The sequence below is a fragment of the Sporosarcina sp. Y1009 genome (assembly GCF_057669865.1).
The window spans coordinates 1-14,932 of record NZ_JBYHFO010000011.1; the positions used below are offsets into that span (position 1 = coordinate 1).

General features: G+C 39.2%; 18 protein-coding genes and 5 tRNA genes. 1 reads left to right on the forward strand and 22 read right to left on the reverse strand.

Annotation, left to right across the window (positions count from 1 at the left end; all coding sequences use genetic code 11):
* Positions 1–52: 52 nt before the first annotated feature.
* From AC25Y1_RS13310 to acpS, 20 genes are all read right to left on the reverse strand, one after another.
* Positions 53–126 (reverse strand) — tRNA-Arg (locus tag AC25Y1_RS13310).
* A gap of 46 nt (positions 127–172) precedes the next feature.
* Positions 173–259 (reverse strand) — tRNA-Leu (locus AC25Y1_RS13315).
* 70 nt (positions 260–329) lie between these two features.
* A tRNA-Lys gene (locus tag AC25Y1_RS13320) sits at positions 330–402 on the reverse strand.
* Between the two features lie 61 nt (positions 403–463).
* Positions 464–538, reverse strand: a tRNA-Gln gene (locus tag AC25Y1_RS13325).
* A 235-nt stretch (positions 539–773) separates the two neighbouring features.
* Positions 774–845 (reverse strand) — tRNA-Glu (locus tag AC25Y1_RS13330).
* Between the two features lie 175 nt (positions 846–1,020).
* Positions 1,021–1,479 (reverse strand): SprT family protein, encoded by a 459-nt coding sequence (locus AC25Y1_RS13335; protein ID WP_488148485.1) that lies wholly within the window; start codon positions 1,477–1,479, stop codon positions 1,021–1,023.
* Positions 1,480–1,493: 14 nt separating this feature from the next.
* A complete protein-coding gene (locus tag AC25Y1_RS13340) occupies positions 1,494–3,656 on the reverse strand; it encodes a Tex family protein (RefSeq protein WP_488148486.1) in 2,163 nt (720 codons plus the stop codon).
* 57 nt (positions 3,657–3,713) lie between these two features.
* Positions 3,714–4,310 carry a PP2C family serine/threonine-protein phosphatase gene (locus AC25Y1_RS13345; RefSeq protein ID WP_488148487.1) on the reverse strand — a complete coding sequence of 199 codons (597 nt, stop codon included), beginning with the start codon at positions 4,308–4,310 and terminating at the stop codon, positions 3,714–3,716.
* Positions 4,310–5,098 (reverse strand): RNA polymerase sigma factor SigB, encoded by a 789-nt coding sequence (gene sigB / locus AC25Y1_RS13350; RefSeq protein WP_488148488.1) that lies wholly within the window; start codon positions 5,096–5,098, stop codon positions 4,310–4,312. Before sigB ends, AC25Y1_RS13345 begins: the two co-directional genes overlap by 1 nt.
* Positions 5,076–5,543, reverse strand: coding sequence for an anti-sigma B factor RsbW (rsbW, locus tag AC25Y1_RS13355; RefSeq protein ID WP_488148598.1), 468 nt, complete (start codon positions 5,541–5,543; stop codon positions 5,076–5,078). The genes sigB and rsbW overlap by 23 nt, the downstream gene beginning before the upstream one ends.
* Positions 5,530–5,871: an anti-sigma factor antagonist gene (locus AC25Y1_RS13360; RefSeq protein ID WP_488148489.1), complete on the reverse strand. Its 342-nt coding sequence runs from the start codon at positions 5,869–5,871 to the stop codon at positions 5,530–5,532. The genes rsbW and AC25Y1_RS13360 overlap by 14 nt, the downstream gene beginning before the upstream one ends.
* Positions 5,872–5,938: 67 nt before the next feature.
* The gene (locus AC25Y1_RS13365) at positions 5,939–6,958 is read right to left on the reverse strand and encodes a SpoIIE family protein phosphatase (RefSeq protein ID WP_488148490.1); all 1,020 of its coding nucleotides are present in this window, start codon (positions 6,956–6,958) and stop codon (positions 5,939–5,941) included.
* A 16-nt stretch (positions 6,959–6,974) separates the two neighbouring features.
* Positions 6,975–7,376 (reverse strand): anti-sigma regulatory factor, encoded by a 402-nt coding sequence (locus tag AC25Y1_RS13370; RefSeq protein ID WP_488148491.1) that lies wholly within the window; start codon positions 7,374–7,376, stop codon positions 6,975–6,977.
* A gap of 2 nt (positions 7,377–7,378) precedes the next feature.
* Entirely contained in the window at positions 7,379–7,741 is a 363-nt protein-coding gene (locus tag AC25Y1_RS13375; protein WP_488148492.1) for an STAS domain-containing protein, read from the reverse strand.
* A complete protein-coding gene (locus AC25Y1_RS13380; RefSeq protein ID WP_488148493.1) occupies positions 7,734–8,567 on the reverse strand; it encodes an RsbT co-antagonist protein RsbRA in 834 nt (277 codons plus the stop codon). The genes AC25Y1_RS13375 and AC25Y1_RS13380 overlap by 8 nt, the downstream gene beginning before the upstream one ends.
* A gap of 152 nt (positions 8,568–8,719) precedes the next feature.
* Entirely contained in the window at positions 8,720–9,070 is a 351-nt protein-coding gene (locus AC25Y1_RS13385) for a type II toxin-antitoxin system PemK/MazF family toxin (RefSeq protein ID WP_210470845.1), read from the reverse strand.
* A gap of 4 nt (positions 9,071–9,074) precedes the next feature.
* A complete protein-coding gene (locus tag AC25Y1_RS13390) occupies positions 9,075–9,356 on the reverse strand; it encodes a transcriptional regulator (RefSeq protein WP_488148494.1) in 282 nt (93 codons plus the stop codon).
* A 151-nt stretch (positions 9,357–9,507) separates the two neighbouring features.
* Entirely contained in the window at positions 9,508–10,632 is a 1,125-nt protein-coding gene (alr, locus tag AC25Y1_RS13395) for an alanine racemase (RefSeq protein WP_488148495.1), read from the reverse strand.
* A gap of 68 nt (positions 10,633–10,700) precedes the next feature.
* On the reverse strand, positions 10,701–11,717 hold the full coding sequence (locus AC25Y1_RS13400; RefSeq protein WP_488148496.1) for a LolA family protein: 1,017 nt from the start codon (positions 11,715–11,717) through the stop codon (positions 10,701–10,703).
* Positions 11,718–11,775: 58 nt separating this feature from the next.
* Positions 11,776–12,126, reverse strand: coding sequence for a holo-ACP synthase (acpS, locus tag AC25Y1_RS13405; RefSeq protein WP_488148497.1), 351 nt, complete (start codon positions 12,124–12,126; stop codon positions 11,776–11,778).
* 68 nt (positions 12,127–12,194) lie between these two features.
* Here acpS and AC25Y1_RS13410 point away from each other — a divergent pair, with 68 nt between their 5' ends.
* Positions 12,195–12,806 (forward strand): rhomboid family intramembrane serine protease, encoded by a 612-nt coding sequence (locus AC25Y1_RS13410; RefSeq protein ID WP_488148498.1) that lies wholly within the window; start codon positions 12,195–12,197, stop codon positions 12,804–12,806.
* A gap of 33 nt (positions 12,807–12,839) precedes the next feature.
* Here the strand turns inward: AC25Y1_RS13410 and AC25Y1_RS13415 are convergent, their stop codons facing one another.
* Both AC25Y1_RS13415 and AC25Y1_RS13420 read right to left on the reverse strand, forming a co-directional pair.
* Positions 12,840–14,351, reverse strand: a complete 1,512-nt coding sequence (locus AC25Y1_RS13415) for a PH domain-containing protein (RefSeq protein ID WP_488148499.1) — start codon at positions 14,349–14,351, stop codon at positions 12,840–12,842.
* The gene (locus AC25Y1_RS13420; protein ID WP_488148500.1) at positions 14,344–14,823 is read right to left on the reverse strand and encodes a PH domain-containing protein; all 480 of its coding nucleotides are present in this window, start codon (positions 14,821–14,823) and stop codon (positions 14,344–14,346) included. The genes AC25Y1_RS13415 and AC25Y1_RS13420 overlap by 8 nt, the downstream gene beginning before the upstream one ends.
* Positions 14,824–14,932: the final 109 nt, after the last annotated feature.

A 14,932-nucleotide genomic window follows, 5' to 3' on the forward strand; every position in this document is an offset into this window, starting at 1 on the left:
CAGCTTGGAAGGCTGAGGTTTTGCCATTAAACTACACTCGCATTATAAGTAACGCGCCCGGCAGAAGTCGAATCCACAACCTTCTGATCCGAAGTCAGACGCTCTATCCAATTGAGCTACGGGCGCTCTGTTAGAATTGTATGTTTAAACAACAATTCGCATCTAATGTAATTGGTGCGGTAAAGAGGATTTGAACCTCCACAGGGTTAACCCCTACTAGGCCCTCAACCTAGCGCGTCTGCCGTTCCGCCACTACCGCATTATTTTAGCGACAACTTTTATTATATAGCATACTAGCGGTTTGTCAACAATTATTTTCATCATTGTGATGAGCCATACAGGATTCGAACCTGTGACCCTCTGATTAAAAGTCAGATGCTCTACCAACTGAGCTAATGGCTCTAGATTTAACACTTAGGATTATGCTTCTTGCATTCCCTTTAATATATTGATTCATATAAATTGGCTGGGGTAGCTGGATTCGAACCAACGAATAACGGAGTCAAAGTCCGTTGCCTTACCGCTTGGCTATACCCCAAAAATTTTCCAGTTAAACATTATCAATTCTTAATATGAGTTATTATCTCAATTCTATACTATAAATTAAGTGCTATAACATTACAGTTATAAAATCACTGTTACGCTTGAAACAAATTCCGGCAGAGCTACTTTCGATAAGTGCCTCGAAAATATGCCTCAACTGTCAAAACAAGTTTTGACTAGTTATTCAAGGTAGCATTTTGAAAGCGAAGTGCGCTTTCAAAATGTTTTAATGACCCCTACGGGATTCGAACCCGTGATACCGCCGTGAAAGGGCGGTGTCTTAACCGCTTGACCAAGGGGCCGTAATTCTATTAATAAATTGGCTCATTCGATATTTCAATGAAACGTTTTCCTGAGCCGACTTTTTTAATTATAGACAGGTAGTTTGCTTTCGTCAACCCTTAAATTAATATTCTTTATAAAACAATATACAAAAACAGTTAGGGCGCGGTTTACATGCCCTAACTGTTTTTAATTTCACTTCATAATTTGAAGTGAGATGACTCCAGAACATTTTCCACATCGATACTTTTGAACATTTACCCTTCTTTTTCGTGCGTATTTCAATTTACAAGAAATACACTCGTATATATAGAGGGAAGCCGATTTCTTATTTTCCGGGGCAAGCGGCTTACAAAACCTTGGTGATGATGTTTCTTCTAATAGCAACCGAAAGTCTTGATCTCTGTGTTTGTAACCTCTTCCTTCTATATGAAGATGGTAATGACAAAGCTCGTGTTTAATAACACCGATAAGTTCATCCATTCCATGAACTTCGAATACTAATGGATTAATTTCAATAGAATGACTTGCAAGCATGTAACGTCCACCTGTTGTGCGTAAACGAGGATTTAGCGCTGCACGATGAAGGAACGGTTTTTTAAATATCTCCTCAGAAACTGACTGGACAAGTATTTGTAATTCCTCATTCGTCATTGAATCCAACTCACTTACTCAATTGTTTTTTTCGGCGGGATCATTGTTAAGGCGATTCTGCCCTTTTCTCGGTCGACTGAATCAATCCAAACTGTAACGATATCTCCAGATGCCACTACATCTAATGGATGCTTAACAAATCCTTTTTTCATCTTGGAGATGTGAACCAATCCATCCTCAGTTACACCGATATCGACAAATGCACCGAAATCAACAACATTTCGCACAGTCCCTTGCATTTCAAGCCCTTCGTAAAGATCTTTCGCATCAAGTATGTCTGCTTTCAGTAATGGTTGAGGAAAATCGTCACGAGGATCACGATTCGGTCTTTGCAAAGTTTCAATAATATCTCTTAATGTAACTTCTCCGACACCAAGCTCATCCTTTAAGTCATTAACGTTCAGTTTAGATAACGCTTCAGAAGTTTCTTTTTTTCCAATCTGTTCTTTCTTCACTTGCGCTTTCCCTAAAATTACTTCCGCTATTTTGTAGCTTTCAGGGTGAATTCCAGTTGAATCAAATGGATCTTTCGCTTCAGGAACACGTAAGAAACCAATTGCTTGTTCATATGTTTTCGCCCCTAATCGAGGGACCTTTTTTAGTTCGTTTCTTTTCGTATAAAGTCCGTTCTCTTCTCTATTTTTCACAATATTTTCTGCGACTGTCTTCGAAAGTCCAGCTACATATTGCAGCAATGAAGCGGAAGCAGTATTAACATTGACACCTACACGGTTAACCGCTGTCTCAACAACAAAAGTTAGTGAGTCGTTTAGTTTTCTCTTTGCAACGTCATGTTGATATTGACCCACACCCACAGATCCTGGATCGATTTTGACAAGCTCAGAAAGTGGATCTTGTAATCGACGAGCAATGGAAACTGCGCTTCTTTCTTCAACTTGGAGATTCGGAAACTCTTCTCTTGCTTGCTCAGATGCAGAATACACACTCGCTCCTGCCTCATTTACAATCACATAAGAAATTCCAGGTCGCCCTTCTTTCAAACACTCTGCGATGAACATTTCTGTCTCTCTCGAAGCCGTACCATTTCCAATTGCTATGATTGAAATAGGATATTTCTCGAGAATATCTATAATTGCACGTTTTGACTTTTCTTTTTGCGGCTTTGGCGGGTGTGGAAAAACAACAGATACTTCTAGAAGTTTTCCTGATTCATCTACAACTGCGAGTTTACATCCTGAACGGAAAGCAGGATCCACGCCAAGAACAAAATTCCCTTTTAGTGGAGGTTGAAGTAAAAGGCTTTTCAGATTTTCAGAAAACACATGAATTGCTTGTTCTTCCGCTTTTTCGGTAAGTGCCGTACGAACTTCACGTTCAATTGAGGGAGCAATTAAACGCTTAAAGGCATCTTGTATTGCTTCTTCTAATTGAATGGCAGATGGGGATTGTGGCTTCCGGACTAATTCACGGGTTATGACGCCTATAATTCGTTCTTCTGGAAAAGATACCGATAATCGAAGGACGCCTTCTTTTTCTCCACGGTTTAACGCCAGCGTACGATGAGGGACTATACGTTTTAGCGGTTCCGTATACTCATAATAATTACCAAAAACTTTCCGTGGGTCTTCGGCATCTTTGCGAACTGCTGAAACAATCGATGCATCTGACCAAGTAATTTTTCTAATCGATTCGCGTATCGCTGCATCATCCGCAATATTCTCAGCAATAATATCACGTGCTCCCGCTAGTGCGTCTTCGATATTTTCTACTTCTTTTTCTATATTAACGAACTGTTTTGCAAGTTCATTAGGTTCAGCTTCAGATAGTTTCAATAGTAATTCCGCTAGTGGCTCGAGACCTTTTTCTTTAGCCATCGCAGCACGCGTTCTTCGTTTTTGCATATATGGTCTGTATAAATCTTCAACACGCTGTAGGACCGTTGCACCTACAATTTTAATCTTTAAGTTTTCATCTAACTTTCCTTGTTCCTCAATGATTCGTAACACTTCTTCTTTTCTTTGTTCCAAACTTTTCACATAACCATACGAGTCTTCGATTGCTTTAATTTGTACCTCATCTAAAGATCCGGTTGCTTCTTTACGATACCTTGCAATAAACGGAACTGTGTTTCCTTCTTCCAATAATGCAATTACTTTTTCTGTTTGACTTACAGGGACAGAAGCTCTCGTTGCAGTCAATTTTAAAATATGTTCCAATACATATACCACCTTTCCAACTGTCTTCTATTTTAACATAAAAAAGCCTGCTTCAGTTTATTGAAGCAGGCTTCCCGCTATGAACGTTGCATCGTCATCGTAATTAATCGTTTGAATAACATTTTGACTAAGTTGTGTTAAACCTCTACTTTCTTTCAACATCGTCTTTGGGCTTGGTAACTGTATCCCATCAGAATGAAAAAAGAACGTATCTCCTGAATGATATTCATATTCCTGCGTATTCGTTTTCTGTGGCCTTCCGGAAAGATACCCCATCACTGGTAGTGGATAGATCATTTTCTTTCCATCTTGCAGCATATAAAACCTAACATTCCCCACACAACTATATTGAATTACCTTATTTCTGTAATCAATTTTTACAACCGCAACCGCGGCGCCACGTTTTTGGATCATATATTCATTGCACCTATTGAGAAGTTCATCAAGAGTTTCTGAATGATGCTCTTTAATTACTGCTGGAATTATTTCAGCTGATTGTCGTGCAATCGGACCGCTCCCTAATCCATCTGCAATTGCGCAAATAAAATAGTCCTCTTCTGCGTGATAAAAATATGCATCTCCAGACTCATCATTTCCTAATTTAGCCCTTTGATAGATATTTATTTCGACATGTTCATTGACAATCGTCTTCACTAAGACACCCCACCAGTTGCTGCATCTGATATAGCTTGTTGCAATTTTTTAATCGCTTTTCTTTGGAGTCTTGAAACGTGCATTTGGGAAATCCCAAGCAATTCTCCAGCCTCTTTTTGACTCAACTGATCAATATATGTATATTGGATAATTTGCTTTTCACGTTCAGACAATACAACGAGCGCTTCCAATACAAGCATTCGTTGATCAGTGGCTTCGTATCCATCATCCGTCGAACCAATCAGGTCAAACAGCGTTACAGTTCCACCTTCTGAATCAGCATCCAATGTATGATCCATTGAAAGTGCTTGATAGCTCCTGCCCATTTCCATAGCTTCTAACACTTCATCCTCGTCAATATCTAGATATTCAGCAATTTCATAAATTTTTGGAGAGCGCTGTAGTTCAGTTGTTAGTGTTTCTACTGTCGCTCTAATTTTCGGACCTAGCTCTTTGATGCGTCTTGGGACATGAATTGCCCATGTCTTATCACGCATAAATCTTTTAATCTCACCGATAATTGTCGGTACAGCAAACGCTTCAAAGCTCCGCCCAAAATCAGGGTCGTAGCGACGAATTGCGCCTAATAAGCCTAACATCCCAACTTGCACTAAATCCTCATGATAATGTTTACCATTAGAATATTTATGTGCTAGCGATTGCACAAGTCTCTCATAATGCAAGACTAAATTTGTCTGTGCTTCTTCATCGTTTGTTTCTTGGCACATTCTTATCCACAGTAGAACCTCATCTTTCGTATCGGCTCTAAGAGGTGATTGTTTTGACATCCTTGCCCACCTGCTCTTCACCTAGGTACTTTGTCATAAAGACAGTCACACCCTCCTCATGGTGGATCTTCACTTCATCCATTAATGTTTCCATTAGATAAAGACCTAATCCACCCTCGCGCATGAATTCTATTTCATCCATCTTATCGTATGGTCCAATATTCTTTTTCGTTTCTTCATAATTGAAACTTCCACCATGATCCGCAATCATAATTTCAATTTTATCTTCAAATAGCGCACACCCAAGGACAACTTCACCCTCGCTATCTTGATAGGCGTGTTGAACCGCATTTGTCACGGCTTCACTAGTTGCTATTTTCAAATCTTCAATTTCATCGTAATTAAAACCTAGTCGGCTCGCGAGGCCGGAAATTGTCAGTCGGGCAATCCCGACATATTGCGCTTTAGCCGGTACTCTAATTTCTACATAATCATAAGGTTGCATCGCGATTTTCACCTACTCCCTTCTCAATGTGAATAATTTCGTCGAGGCCAGTAATTTCAAATAACCGATTGACTCTATCATTGACGCCAATAATTTTCATTGAAGCATCATTTGCTTTTAATGTTTTATAAAAACCTACAAAAACGCCTAGCCCAGTACTATCAATATAGGTTACACCCGCTAGATTTAGCTCAGCATGCAAGCCTGGAGTACTATGAATCTCTGCTAGTTTTTCTTTTAATAATGGAGCTGTGAATGCATCTATTTCGCCAGTTATATGAATATGGTGAACACTATCTTTTTCTAATAATTCTACTGATAAATTCATTTTCAAACCCCCGAATTCCGACTTTTTTTATTGTTTTTTTACTCTAAAGATTCTTTACCCGTATTATTTATAAGTCAAACTTTTTTATAATCTTTTTAAAAATAACAATTGAAAAATCATCATACAGATGAAAATTTTGCATTTCTCCAAGAGTCTGATAGACGGTATCCGCTATTTCTTGTGCTGTTTTGTCTTTAACTGTTTTTAATATCTCTCTAATGATATGTTCGTCGATAAATCCATCCTCTGTCCTTGATTCAGTAACACCATCGGTCATCATGACGATAAAGTCGCCATCATTTAGAACGACACTTCGTTCCTCATAAATCACTTCTGAGTGTACACCAAGCAATAACCCCTTCGCATCAAGCTCAATAAAGCTGTTTGTATCAGCTTTATATAATAAACCAGGTTCGTGACCCGCAGAAGCATAAGTAAATACAGAGCCTTCTACCTCGTATTTACCGTAAAACATTGATATGAACATTGAATCGTCAACACTTTCTTCAACAATACGATTGACAACGTCTAAAACAACATGTGGACTTGAATTTTGCTGTTGCATATTATCCATTCCAAATTTAATCATGGACATGCAAAGCGCAGCTGGAATCCCTTTACCAATGACATCTGCAACTGCTACGCTTGCGCAATTTTCATCATCGCTGAGAAAGTAAATATAATCTCCACTCATTTGTTTAGCAGGTACTGTTAAAAAACCGATGTCAAGATTTTTAAATGTTGGCACACGTGTTTTCAACAATGTATTTTGAACTTTTTCTGCGATTTTCATTTCCAAATCAATTTCCTCTTGTTTTCGAATTAGACTTTGGTGCTCTTGTAAAGCAAGTCCATAATGAATCATCATTTCAATGAGGAAATCAAATGAATGCCAGAAGTCTTCAGGTGCATCTTTAAATAACTCCATTAATGCGGATTTATGCATCCCTATCATTTCTTCTGGCGATATTTCTTTTTCAATAAATCGTCTGCTAAATTTTTGTCCTGCATATAAATCATTTTCACTTTTCGTTTCAATATATCGTTTAACAATGGCCTTATACTGTTTTTCTAACTCTTTTGCCATTTCCCTCTAACTCCCCTCAACGAAGCCATTTCACCGTAGTGATTATCGTTCCGACGCCTTGTTGGGATTGTACATTAAATTCATCCATGAGCCTTCTGACTCCTGGCATTCCTGCGCCAAGTCCACCTGATGTTGAATAGCCATCATTCATTACTTTGCGGAGGTCGGGAATACCAGGTCCTTCATCTGATGCAATAATGGTAATCCCATGCTGATTATTTTTAAACACTCGTTCTATTTTAATATTTCCTTTTCCTGCATATAAATAGATATTACGGGCCAGTTCGCTTATCGCTGTCGTTATACGAGCTTGGTCTACGGTGCCAAAACCGATACTCTTTGCTTCGTTCCGACCTAGCTGACGGGCAGCAACAATGTCCCATTCTGTATATATGTCTACAGAAGATCGGCACTCCATATCTAGGCCTCCAATTCTATTTGAAGTTTTTCCAGTCCTTTTTCCAAATCTATCGCTGTCAATACGTTTTCTAAACGTATTCCAAGTTCAATTAGTGTTATTGCTACAGCGGGTTGGATTCCAGTGATGACAACTTTCGCGCCCATTAGACTAGACATAGTAATGACATCACCAAGTACTTTGGCAATAAAAGAATCGATAAAATCAATTGGTGTCAAATCTATCAAAACACCTGTACCACTTTTCGAATGTAATTTATTCAATAGATCTTCTTGAAATTGCATCGCGTTTTGATCGTCTAATTCCCATTGAATCGATACAATCAGAATATCACCTAGCTTTAATATTGGTATTCTTTTATTCATTCATTTCTACCTCCACGATTTTTCGATTCGTCAGTTTGAGTGCCTCCTGCATCCCACGACGTAAAGTGCTGGTCGTCGTAAAATCATTTAAATCAATGCCTAACGAGACAATTGTTAGTGCGATTTCTGGTCGAATACCAACAAGCATACATTTCGCACCAATTAGTCGAACGGCATCCGCAGCTTGAATAATATGATGAGCGACCATTGTATCCACAACCGGAACGCCCGTAATGTCTACTAAGACTACCTCAGCTTGCTGCTTTACTACTCCATCTAGTATATTTTCCATGATCAGTTTTGCGCGTTCTGTATCGATTGTTCCCACTAATGGCATAACCGAAATCTTATCAAATACCGGAATCAGTGAGGCAGACAGTTCTTGTAAGGCGATTCGTTGTAGTTTAACTGTTCTTTCCCATTCAACAGAGTAGGCATCGATTATGCTATCGCGTAAGGGTGATATCCATTGACTAAAGATTTTCATATGCTCACGGATATTCGAATCATTAATTATTCCTTCTTCTTCTAGAACATCGAATGTAATGTCTGAAAAATTCTCAATCGATTTGTTAACAAATTTTATCGACCATCCGAAACGAACGACTTTCTCAGTAAAACCAGCTAATTTCTCAGCATCCACTATATCGGTGTGTAATAGATTGGAAGTCATTAATTCTGCAAATTCCTTGCTCGTCTTTTCAACTAGCTCATCCGGCATAAAATGAAAGAAACGTTCTTCTTCCACACTCTTCATTTCTTCCCCCCATCTTCCTAGAATAACTTCTTTTTGTTCATTAATGCAGTTAACAATTTTCGCATTCATGATAAATAATTGCTCCTTCCTAGATTCAAGTATTAATTAAACTATCATTTTCTCTATTGTAACGAATAGTTGTTTAAAACACACACTTTTTATCAAACAATTGAAAAAACACCACAAGTTATCTGTGGTGTTTTTCATTATTATATGTATTATTAAAATTTGACGAGGCCGAAGCTAACTTCAAGCGCTTCATCGACCTGTTCCATCAAAAATTCGTCTAGATGTGTGATTCTATCGGTTAGCCTTGACTTGTCGATTGTACGGACTTGTTCGAGCAGGATTACTGAGTCCCGCTCGAAATGGTAACGCTCCGCATCAATTTCAACATGTGTCGGCAACTTTGCTTTTTGGATTTGCGCAGTAATAGCCGCAATGATTACTGTCGGACTAAATCGGTTTCCAATATCGTTTTGAATAACAAGAACAGGTCTTGTTCCACCCTGTTCAGATCCAACGACTGGCGACAGATCTGCAAAAAATACGTCTCCACGTTTTATTGCCAACTTCTCATCCTCCGCTAACGACTCGTTCCATCGTATGCTGTGCTTCAAACTCCACGTGCAGGCATTCCGCGGAAATTCTCAAGTTAATTTGCGACATTTCGACATAGCCTTTAATCATTTCCTCACGAATCGTATCCGATTCGTAATCAGACTCATACCTTTTTGTCGAAATATAAACAAAACCACCATGCTCTGGCTCCCGATGGACGACCGTATGTTCATTTTCGTTCAACATTCGTTTCGGAATCTTCACAATCACTTCTCTAATGCTTTTCTTTGCACGCACTATCAGCACCTCCAAAAAACCCGTTCACTAGTTTTCCTACCAATCCATCATAGCATCATTTGCCGTCATTGAGAAGACATAGATAGTAACAGACTGACAATAAACTACTTAGTTCGCGTTTTTTTGTCGAATGCAGGCATTTCCTTGCGCATTAAAGAGGTTCAGTAAAGACTCTAGGAATTCTACTGGATAAGGAAACTGTTATTTCATATGGAATTGTATTTAAACGCTCTGCCCACTCTTCCATTAACACTTCCTCTTCCCCTTGTTTCCCAAGTAGTACCACTTGTTCACCTACTAGCATTTCTCTTGGAAGTTTTACCATGCATTGATCCATGCAAATCGTTCCAACGATTGGCGCGCGTTTTCCGTCAATTAACACTTCTTGACCACGTAGTCCTCTTTTCAACCCGTCTGCATAACCTATGGGTAATGTGCCAATCCATTCATCTTCTATCGCTTGATATGTGCCACCATAACTAACTGAACTCCCTTTTTCCAATCGCTTCACAAATGCCAATTCCGTAACGAGTGTTAAAGCGCGCTTGAGTTTAAATGGTAACTTTTGTTGCACAAAATCAGAAGGCGAAATTCCATACAAACTGATGCCAAATCGAACAGCATCTAGTGCATAATTAGGATATAGCAGTGTTGCAGCACTATTTGAAGCATGGACTAGGCGTGGTTTTTCAGGGAACTTTCCGACCAGCTTTATAAACTTTTCGTACTGGTCATCCGTTGTTTCGCTTTGTTCCATATCTGCACATGAGAAATGAGTAAATACACCGTCGATTATTACCCGTCTAGATGTTTGGGCGAAATTTAAAATGGACTGGATCGCCTCAAAACTTCGCACCCCGTAGCGCCCCATACCTGAATCGATTTTCACATGGACTTTGAGCGCACCGTTTAATGGTGTCAATGATAACGCTTTCTGTAGCCAGTCTACCCCAGAAATGGCAACAGTAATACGCAAATCTATTGCTATTTCAGCAAATTGAACTGGCGATGGGCCCATGACGAGAATGTCTTCACGAATCCCAGACTCACGAAGACGCACCGCTTCCTCTGGTGTAGCAACTGCAACCATTTTTGCTCCAGCTTCAATTGCTGCACGTGCAGTTTCAATATCGCCATGGCCATATCCATCCGCCTTTACCACCGCAATTATGGCTACTTCCTTGCCTAAATAGTTGTTCAAAGCTTTTACATTTTCTTTTATAGCACCTAATTCAATTAACGCCTTCGTCGGGCGAAATAACATCCTATTTGGCAAATCAATAACCTCTTTTACGGTGTAGTTCTCTCTATTATCAATCTACTCCGTTTCTTCGTCAACAACTTTTATTTCATTTCATCTGCTGACATGGATAATGCCACGTCAATCATTTCATCTTTCGTTAACGTCTCAGATGCCAAGAAGAAGGAAATTCCATCACTTTCCCAACGAATCGAATTATCTGTAATAGCAGCTACAGTAAACCCTAAATCTACAGGATCACCTTCAATGGATACCGGTAATTTATGTTCAGGTAATTGCACACGTTCTTGAACAATCGTAAATTCTTTTTCACCGCCGAATGTCATGAAAGATCTAGTTCCATTCTCTGACTTCACTGTTTCTTCGTTCACCAACGTGACATCTGGCCAATTGATCGTAGGATAATAGGTTTCAAATCCTTCATCCGTAGATTCCTCATCATCAGATTCTTCTTCAACCGGAGTAGCTTCTTCGTTATTTAACTCCACTTCATACTCTTTTGCATCTCTTGCCGTTCCTAACGTGATTTTGTTAAAGGTTATTCGTATTTGTTCTTCTTTGTTTTCATCTAAAACTGAGACGTACATTGGCAACCACGTTTTTTTGTTAATGTAGACTTTTTGGGTCGGCAAAACTTTTCGATGGTTATTTCTTGTTTCAGTTTCAAAGACATAGGCATCATCCTCTTCAGTCATCACTGCATTTTTATCAGCATTTATGTCTTCTGATAAAGCCCCGATTAAGTATGCTTGACTGTTATGTGCTGGCCAGTCGCTTTGAAACTTGTACGTTTTTCCTAAAGATGGGGTGACGACAAAGACACCATCGTCATTACGGACAATCATTTGAGACTCTTCTTTCCCGCTTTGTGTTACATGTACACGATAGAAATCGGGTTTCGTATGCCAGACGTCCACGTCATACAACCTCGGTTCTGATCCAGTTTTTATTTCCATCGTCGCTTGCAGCTCATACCCTTTCGAGTCATTCCATTTGTCACTGAGCTTCTTCGTTACATTTTCTTTCGATGGTGTCCCACATGCTACTAGGACAATTGCGATTACAACAACTAACAAAAGAGATAATATCCGGCTACGCATATCTTTCATCCTTTCTCATTTCAATCGGGTATGTCATCTTATGAGGAAGGATTCGTGATTATGCTTCTAGGATTACTTGAGCAGCTGCAATATTCTTTGTATGTGTGATAGATATAAATCCTGAAACGCTATTCCCTTTAAAATACAGGACTGGTTTTCCGCTCGGTTCAGGGATGATTTCAATATCTACAAAATTACAATCTGCGCCGATACCTGTACCGCGCGCTTTCGCAAAGGCTTCTTTCCCAGCAAATCGACCCGCTAGAAATTCAGTGCGTCGGTGACCATTCAAAGACTGGTAAATTTCTTTTTCTGAATGAGTTAAGATGCGCGATATAAATTTATCGGATTTCTCTAATTTTGCAATTCGGTCTAGTTCAATGATGTCTAAACCGATTCCTAAAATCATCGATACTCCCTCCTTCCCTTTTCAAGGTAAAAATATGTATAATGGATGAGTAGATTGAGGTGAAAATAATGTTTACTCGTACAGAAAGCTTTTCCGAATACATTCGATTTTATCCAATAGTATCGATATTTCTGTTTATCAATATTAGCCTTTTCCTGATAACATTAATACCGGGCTTTGGTTATACAGTTCAATTTTCAGGGATGGGCATCAATTCACTAATTGCGGACGGTGAATGGTGGCGCTTTGTTACACCAATGTTCTTGCATGGTGGATTTATGCATATTCTATTTAATATGTTTTGCTTATTTGTCTTTGGCCCTGAACTTGAAAAACTAACTGGAAAAATGCGTTTTACAACACTCTTTATGCTTTCCGGGATTTTTTCAAACGTTGCGACATATTTCTTCCAAGACCTTGGTTATGCGCATCTGGGCGCAAGCGGAGCGATTTTCGGTATTTTCGGTGCATACGGAGCACTTCTTTATTATACGAAGCGCTCGATGCCACAACTACGTCAAATTATTTTGCCAATCATTATTATTAGTGTCATCATGACATTTGTTGGACAAAATATAAACGTGACTGCTCACATTGCTGGGCTCGTTGTCGGGTTCCTCATTGGGCTGAGTTATTTTAATCCGAAGAGAATCTTAAGTTGGAAAACTAATAAACGATAAGAGTAGCCTAAGGGAAAGTTTCCTTAGGCATTTTTATTCTTCATCGGATTCAACTTTGCGTGTTCCTGTTGGTTCGTACCAATTTAGTATACGATCCGCGTCCGTCTCTTCTATATACCTCACTTCTGCATTAAATACACCCATACCTGATTTAACCCGTGCTGATACAACAGCGACGTTCTTTTTTCGGTGGAAATAGTTTTGCTTGATCTCCATTGATTGTATGCGATTTTTCATCATATAAGCTGTCTGTAAGCTGATTCCACGAAAGCGCATCGTTAACTGGTTTCCGAATGTTTCAAACGCGGCTGAGCGATGTTGGAATAATCCCCAGAGTACAATTACAGGAATTAGTAACAATGAAAATAACCCGTACGGAAAGAAATAGTAAATGAGTGCGCCGATAGCGGGAATCATCCAGAGAAAGTCAATTCTGTAATAATAACGCTTTCCACGCGATGGTGCTTTCCCAGTTGGTTCTTCTAGAACTAAATTAGGAAATATATCTTTTAATGAACTGTTTATCTGATTTTTTTTCACAAGCGGGAATAGATTTATGCGCACACCTTCACCAAGACCCCCACCTGCACTATCTATAGATACATTAGCATATCCAAAAATCTGCCTAAATGGATTCTCAATAATACGGACACTTTGCACGCGATTTAGTGGCACAGTTACTCTCTTTTTTTCGATTAACCCTCGAGAAATTACGAGATCTTCTTCGTCGAGCTCTACAGTAAATCCATAGTACCCTAGATATGTCATGAGAACTGAAATCCCCCAAATGATGAGTAACACGAGAAGAACAGCCAGGATAACAATTATGACACCATACCTGATGAAGTCGGAAATCTCAGCGTACATTCTTTCAAAAGGAATTAGCTCAGCAAATTGCACGAGGAAGATTAAAACCCCTGATAATATTAATCCTACGCCGCCAGATGTCGTCGCAAGGACTAACAAATCTTTACCTGTCATCTTAAACACTGTTTTCAATACTGGAGTCGGCTCAACAACAAGCGCTGATGGATCCTCTAACTCAAATAATTCATCAGTTTTCTGCAACTTCCTTCGCTTTGCCTCTGCCATCTTTTCTTCAATAATTTTCGCAGCTTCTTTTGTTATTGCTGTCAATTCAGCATCTGACTTGGATAACTCCGCGCCACCAGCAGTTTCCACTTTGACCTTCACTAACTTAAGTGGACGATGAAGGATACCTTCTGTATAATCCAAACTTTGAATTCTATGGAACGGAATATACCGTTTCTTTTTTATAAATAAACCATGTTCAATGCGTAGTTCATCGTCTTCAAACCAATAAACAAAACGTTTCCATTTAATAATTCCCGTAGTAAAAAACACAATAATAAGGACGCCGAAAATAATAAACGTCAAATAATCCCAATACCATTTTCCAGTACCTGAATCTTGAAAACCGTTTGCGAAAATAAGTACAATTAACGGTAATATCATTTCTTTCAATGTCTTCAACACTTCAATAAGGGCTGTGATCCAATGCAGTTTATAGCGTTCCTCAGACATCATCTTCCGCCACCCTTGCAAGCGCAGAAATGCGGCTTCTTAATTCATCAGCCTCTTCCATAACCAGGGCTGGAATCGTATGGTTCGTCGCGGCTGTTGATATGGTAATGCCAGCCAAATTGTTTTTTCGAAGAATCGGACCTTGCGAAGTATCTACATGTTGCACGCGTACCATCGGGATTAACGTACGCTTAACAATAAATAACCCGTGTTGCAATTCTATCTCAGATTCACGAACCTCATAACGCCACCGCAACCAACGGATTTTCGGAAATAAAATAATAAATAAATACGCATAAATAATGACAACACCAGCGGCTATCGCGTAAATCATCCATGGCCATTCAAATTTGTACGTCAGAACGCCAGCACCAACAGCTAAAAGAAATACGATAATTGTTTGCATAATTCCATAGAGACGCCAGACGCGCAATCCTTTTTCTGAAATTCGATTTACTGGTTGTTTTCTCATTCGCATGCCCCTTTCCTACTTCTAGTCTATACGATAACAGATGGGAAATGTTTCACTTTATTACAAATATCTTCTTAAACGATAATTGAACAAAAAAGTCTGGAATCGC

Bases quoted from the DNA above. Each gene is read 5' to 3' on its own strand.
- AC25Y1_RS13335 (WP_488148485.1), bottom strand. From the start codon at position 1,479: ATGACGAATGAGGAATTACAAATACTTGTCCAGTCAGTTTCTGAGGAG.
- sigB (WP_488148488.1), bottom strand. From the start codon at position 5,098: ATGTCAAAACAATCACCTCTTAGAGCCGATACGAAAGATGAGGTTCTA.
- rsbW (WP_488148598.1), bottom strand. From the start codon at position 5,543: ATGCAACCTTATGATTATGTAGAAATTAGAGTACCGGCTAAAGCGCAA.
- AC25Y1_RS13360 (WP_488148489.1), bottom strand. From the start codon at position 5,871: ATGAATTTATCAGTAGAATTATTAGAAAAAGATAGTGTTCACCATATT.
- AC25Y1_RS13365 (WP_488148490.1), bottom strand. From the start codon at position 6,958: ATGGCAAAAGAGTTAGAAAAACAGTATAAGGCCATTGTTAAACGATAT.
- AC25Y1_RS13370 (WP_488148491.1), bottom strand. From the start codon at position 7,376: ATGGAGTGCCGATCTTCTGTAGACATATATACAGAATGGGACATTGTT.
- AC25Y1_RS13375 (WP_488148492.1), bottom strand. From the start codon at position 7,741: ATGAATAAAAGAATACCAATATTAAAGCTAGGTGATATTCTGATTGTA.
- AC25Y1_RS13380 (WP_488148493.1), bottom strand. From the start codon at position 8,567: ATGAATGCGAAAATTGTTAACTGCATTAATGAACAAAAAGAAGTTATT.
- AC25Y1_RS13400 (WP_488148496.1), bottom strand. From the start codon at position 11,717: ATGCGTAGCCGGATATTATCTCTTTTGTTAGTTGTTGTAATCGCAATT.
- acpS (WP_488148497.1), bottom strand. From the start codon at position 12,126: ATGATTTTAGGAATCGGTTTAGACATCATTGAACTAGACCGAATTGCA.
- AC25Y1_RS13410 (WP_488148498.1), top strand. From the start codon at position 12,195: ATGTTTACTCGTACAGAAAGCTTTTCCGAATACATTCGATTTTATCCA.
- AC25Y1_RS13415 (WP_488148499.1), bottom strand. From the start codon at position 14,351: ATGTCTGAGGAACGCTATAAACTGCATTGGATCACAGCCCTTATTGAA.
- AC25Y1_RS13420 (WP_488148500.1), bottom strand. From the start codon at position 14,823: ATGAGAAAACAACCAGTAAATCGAATTTCAGAAAAAGGATTGCGCGTC.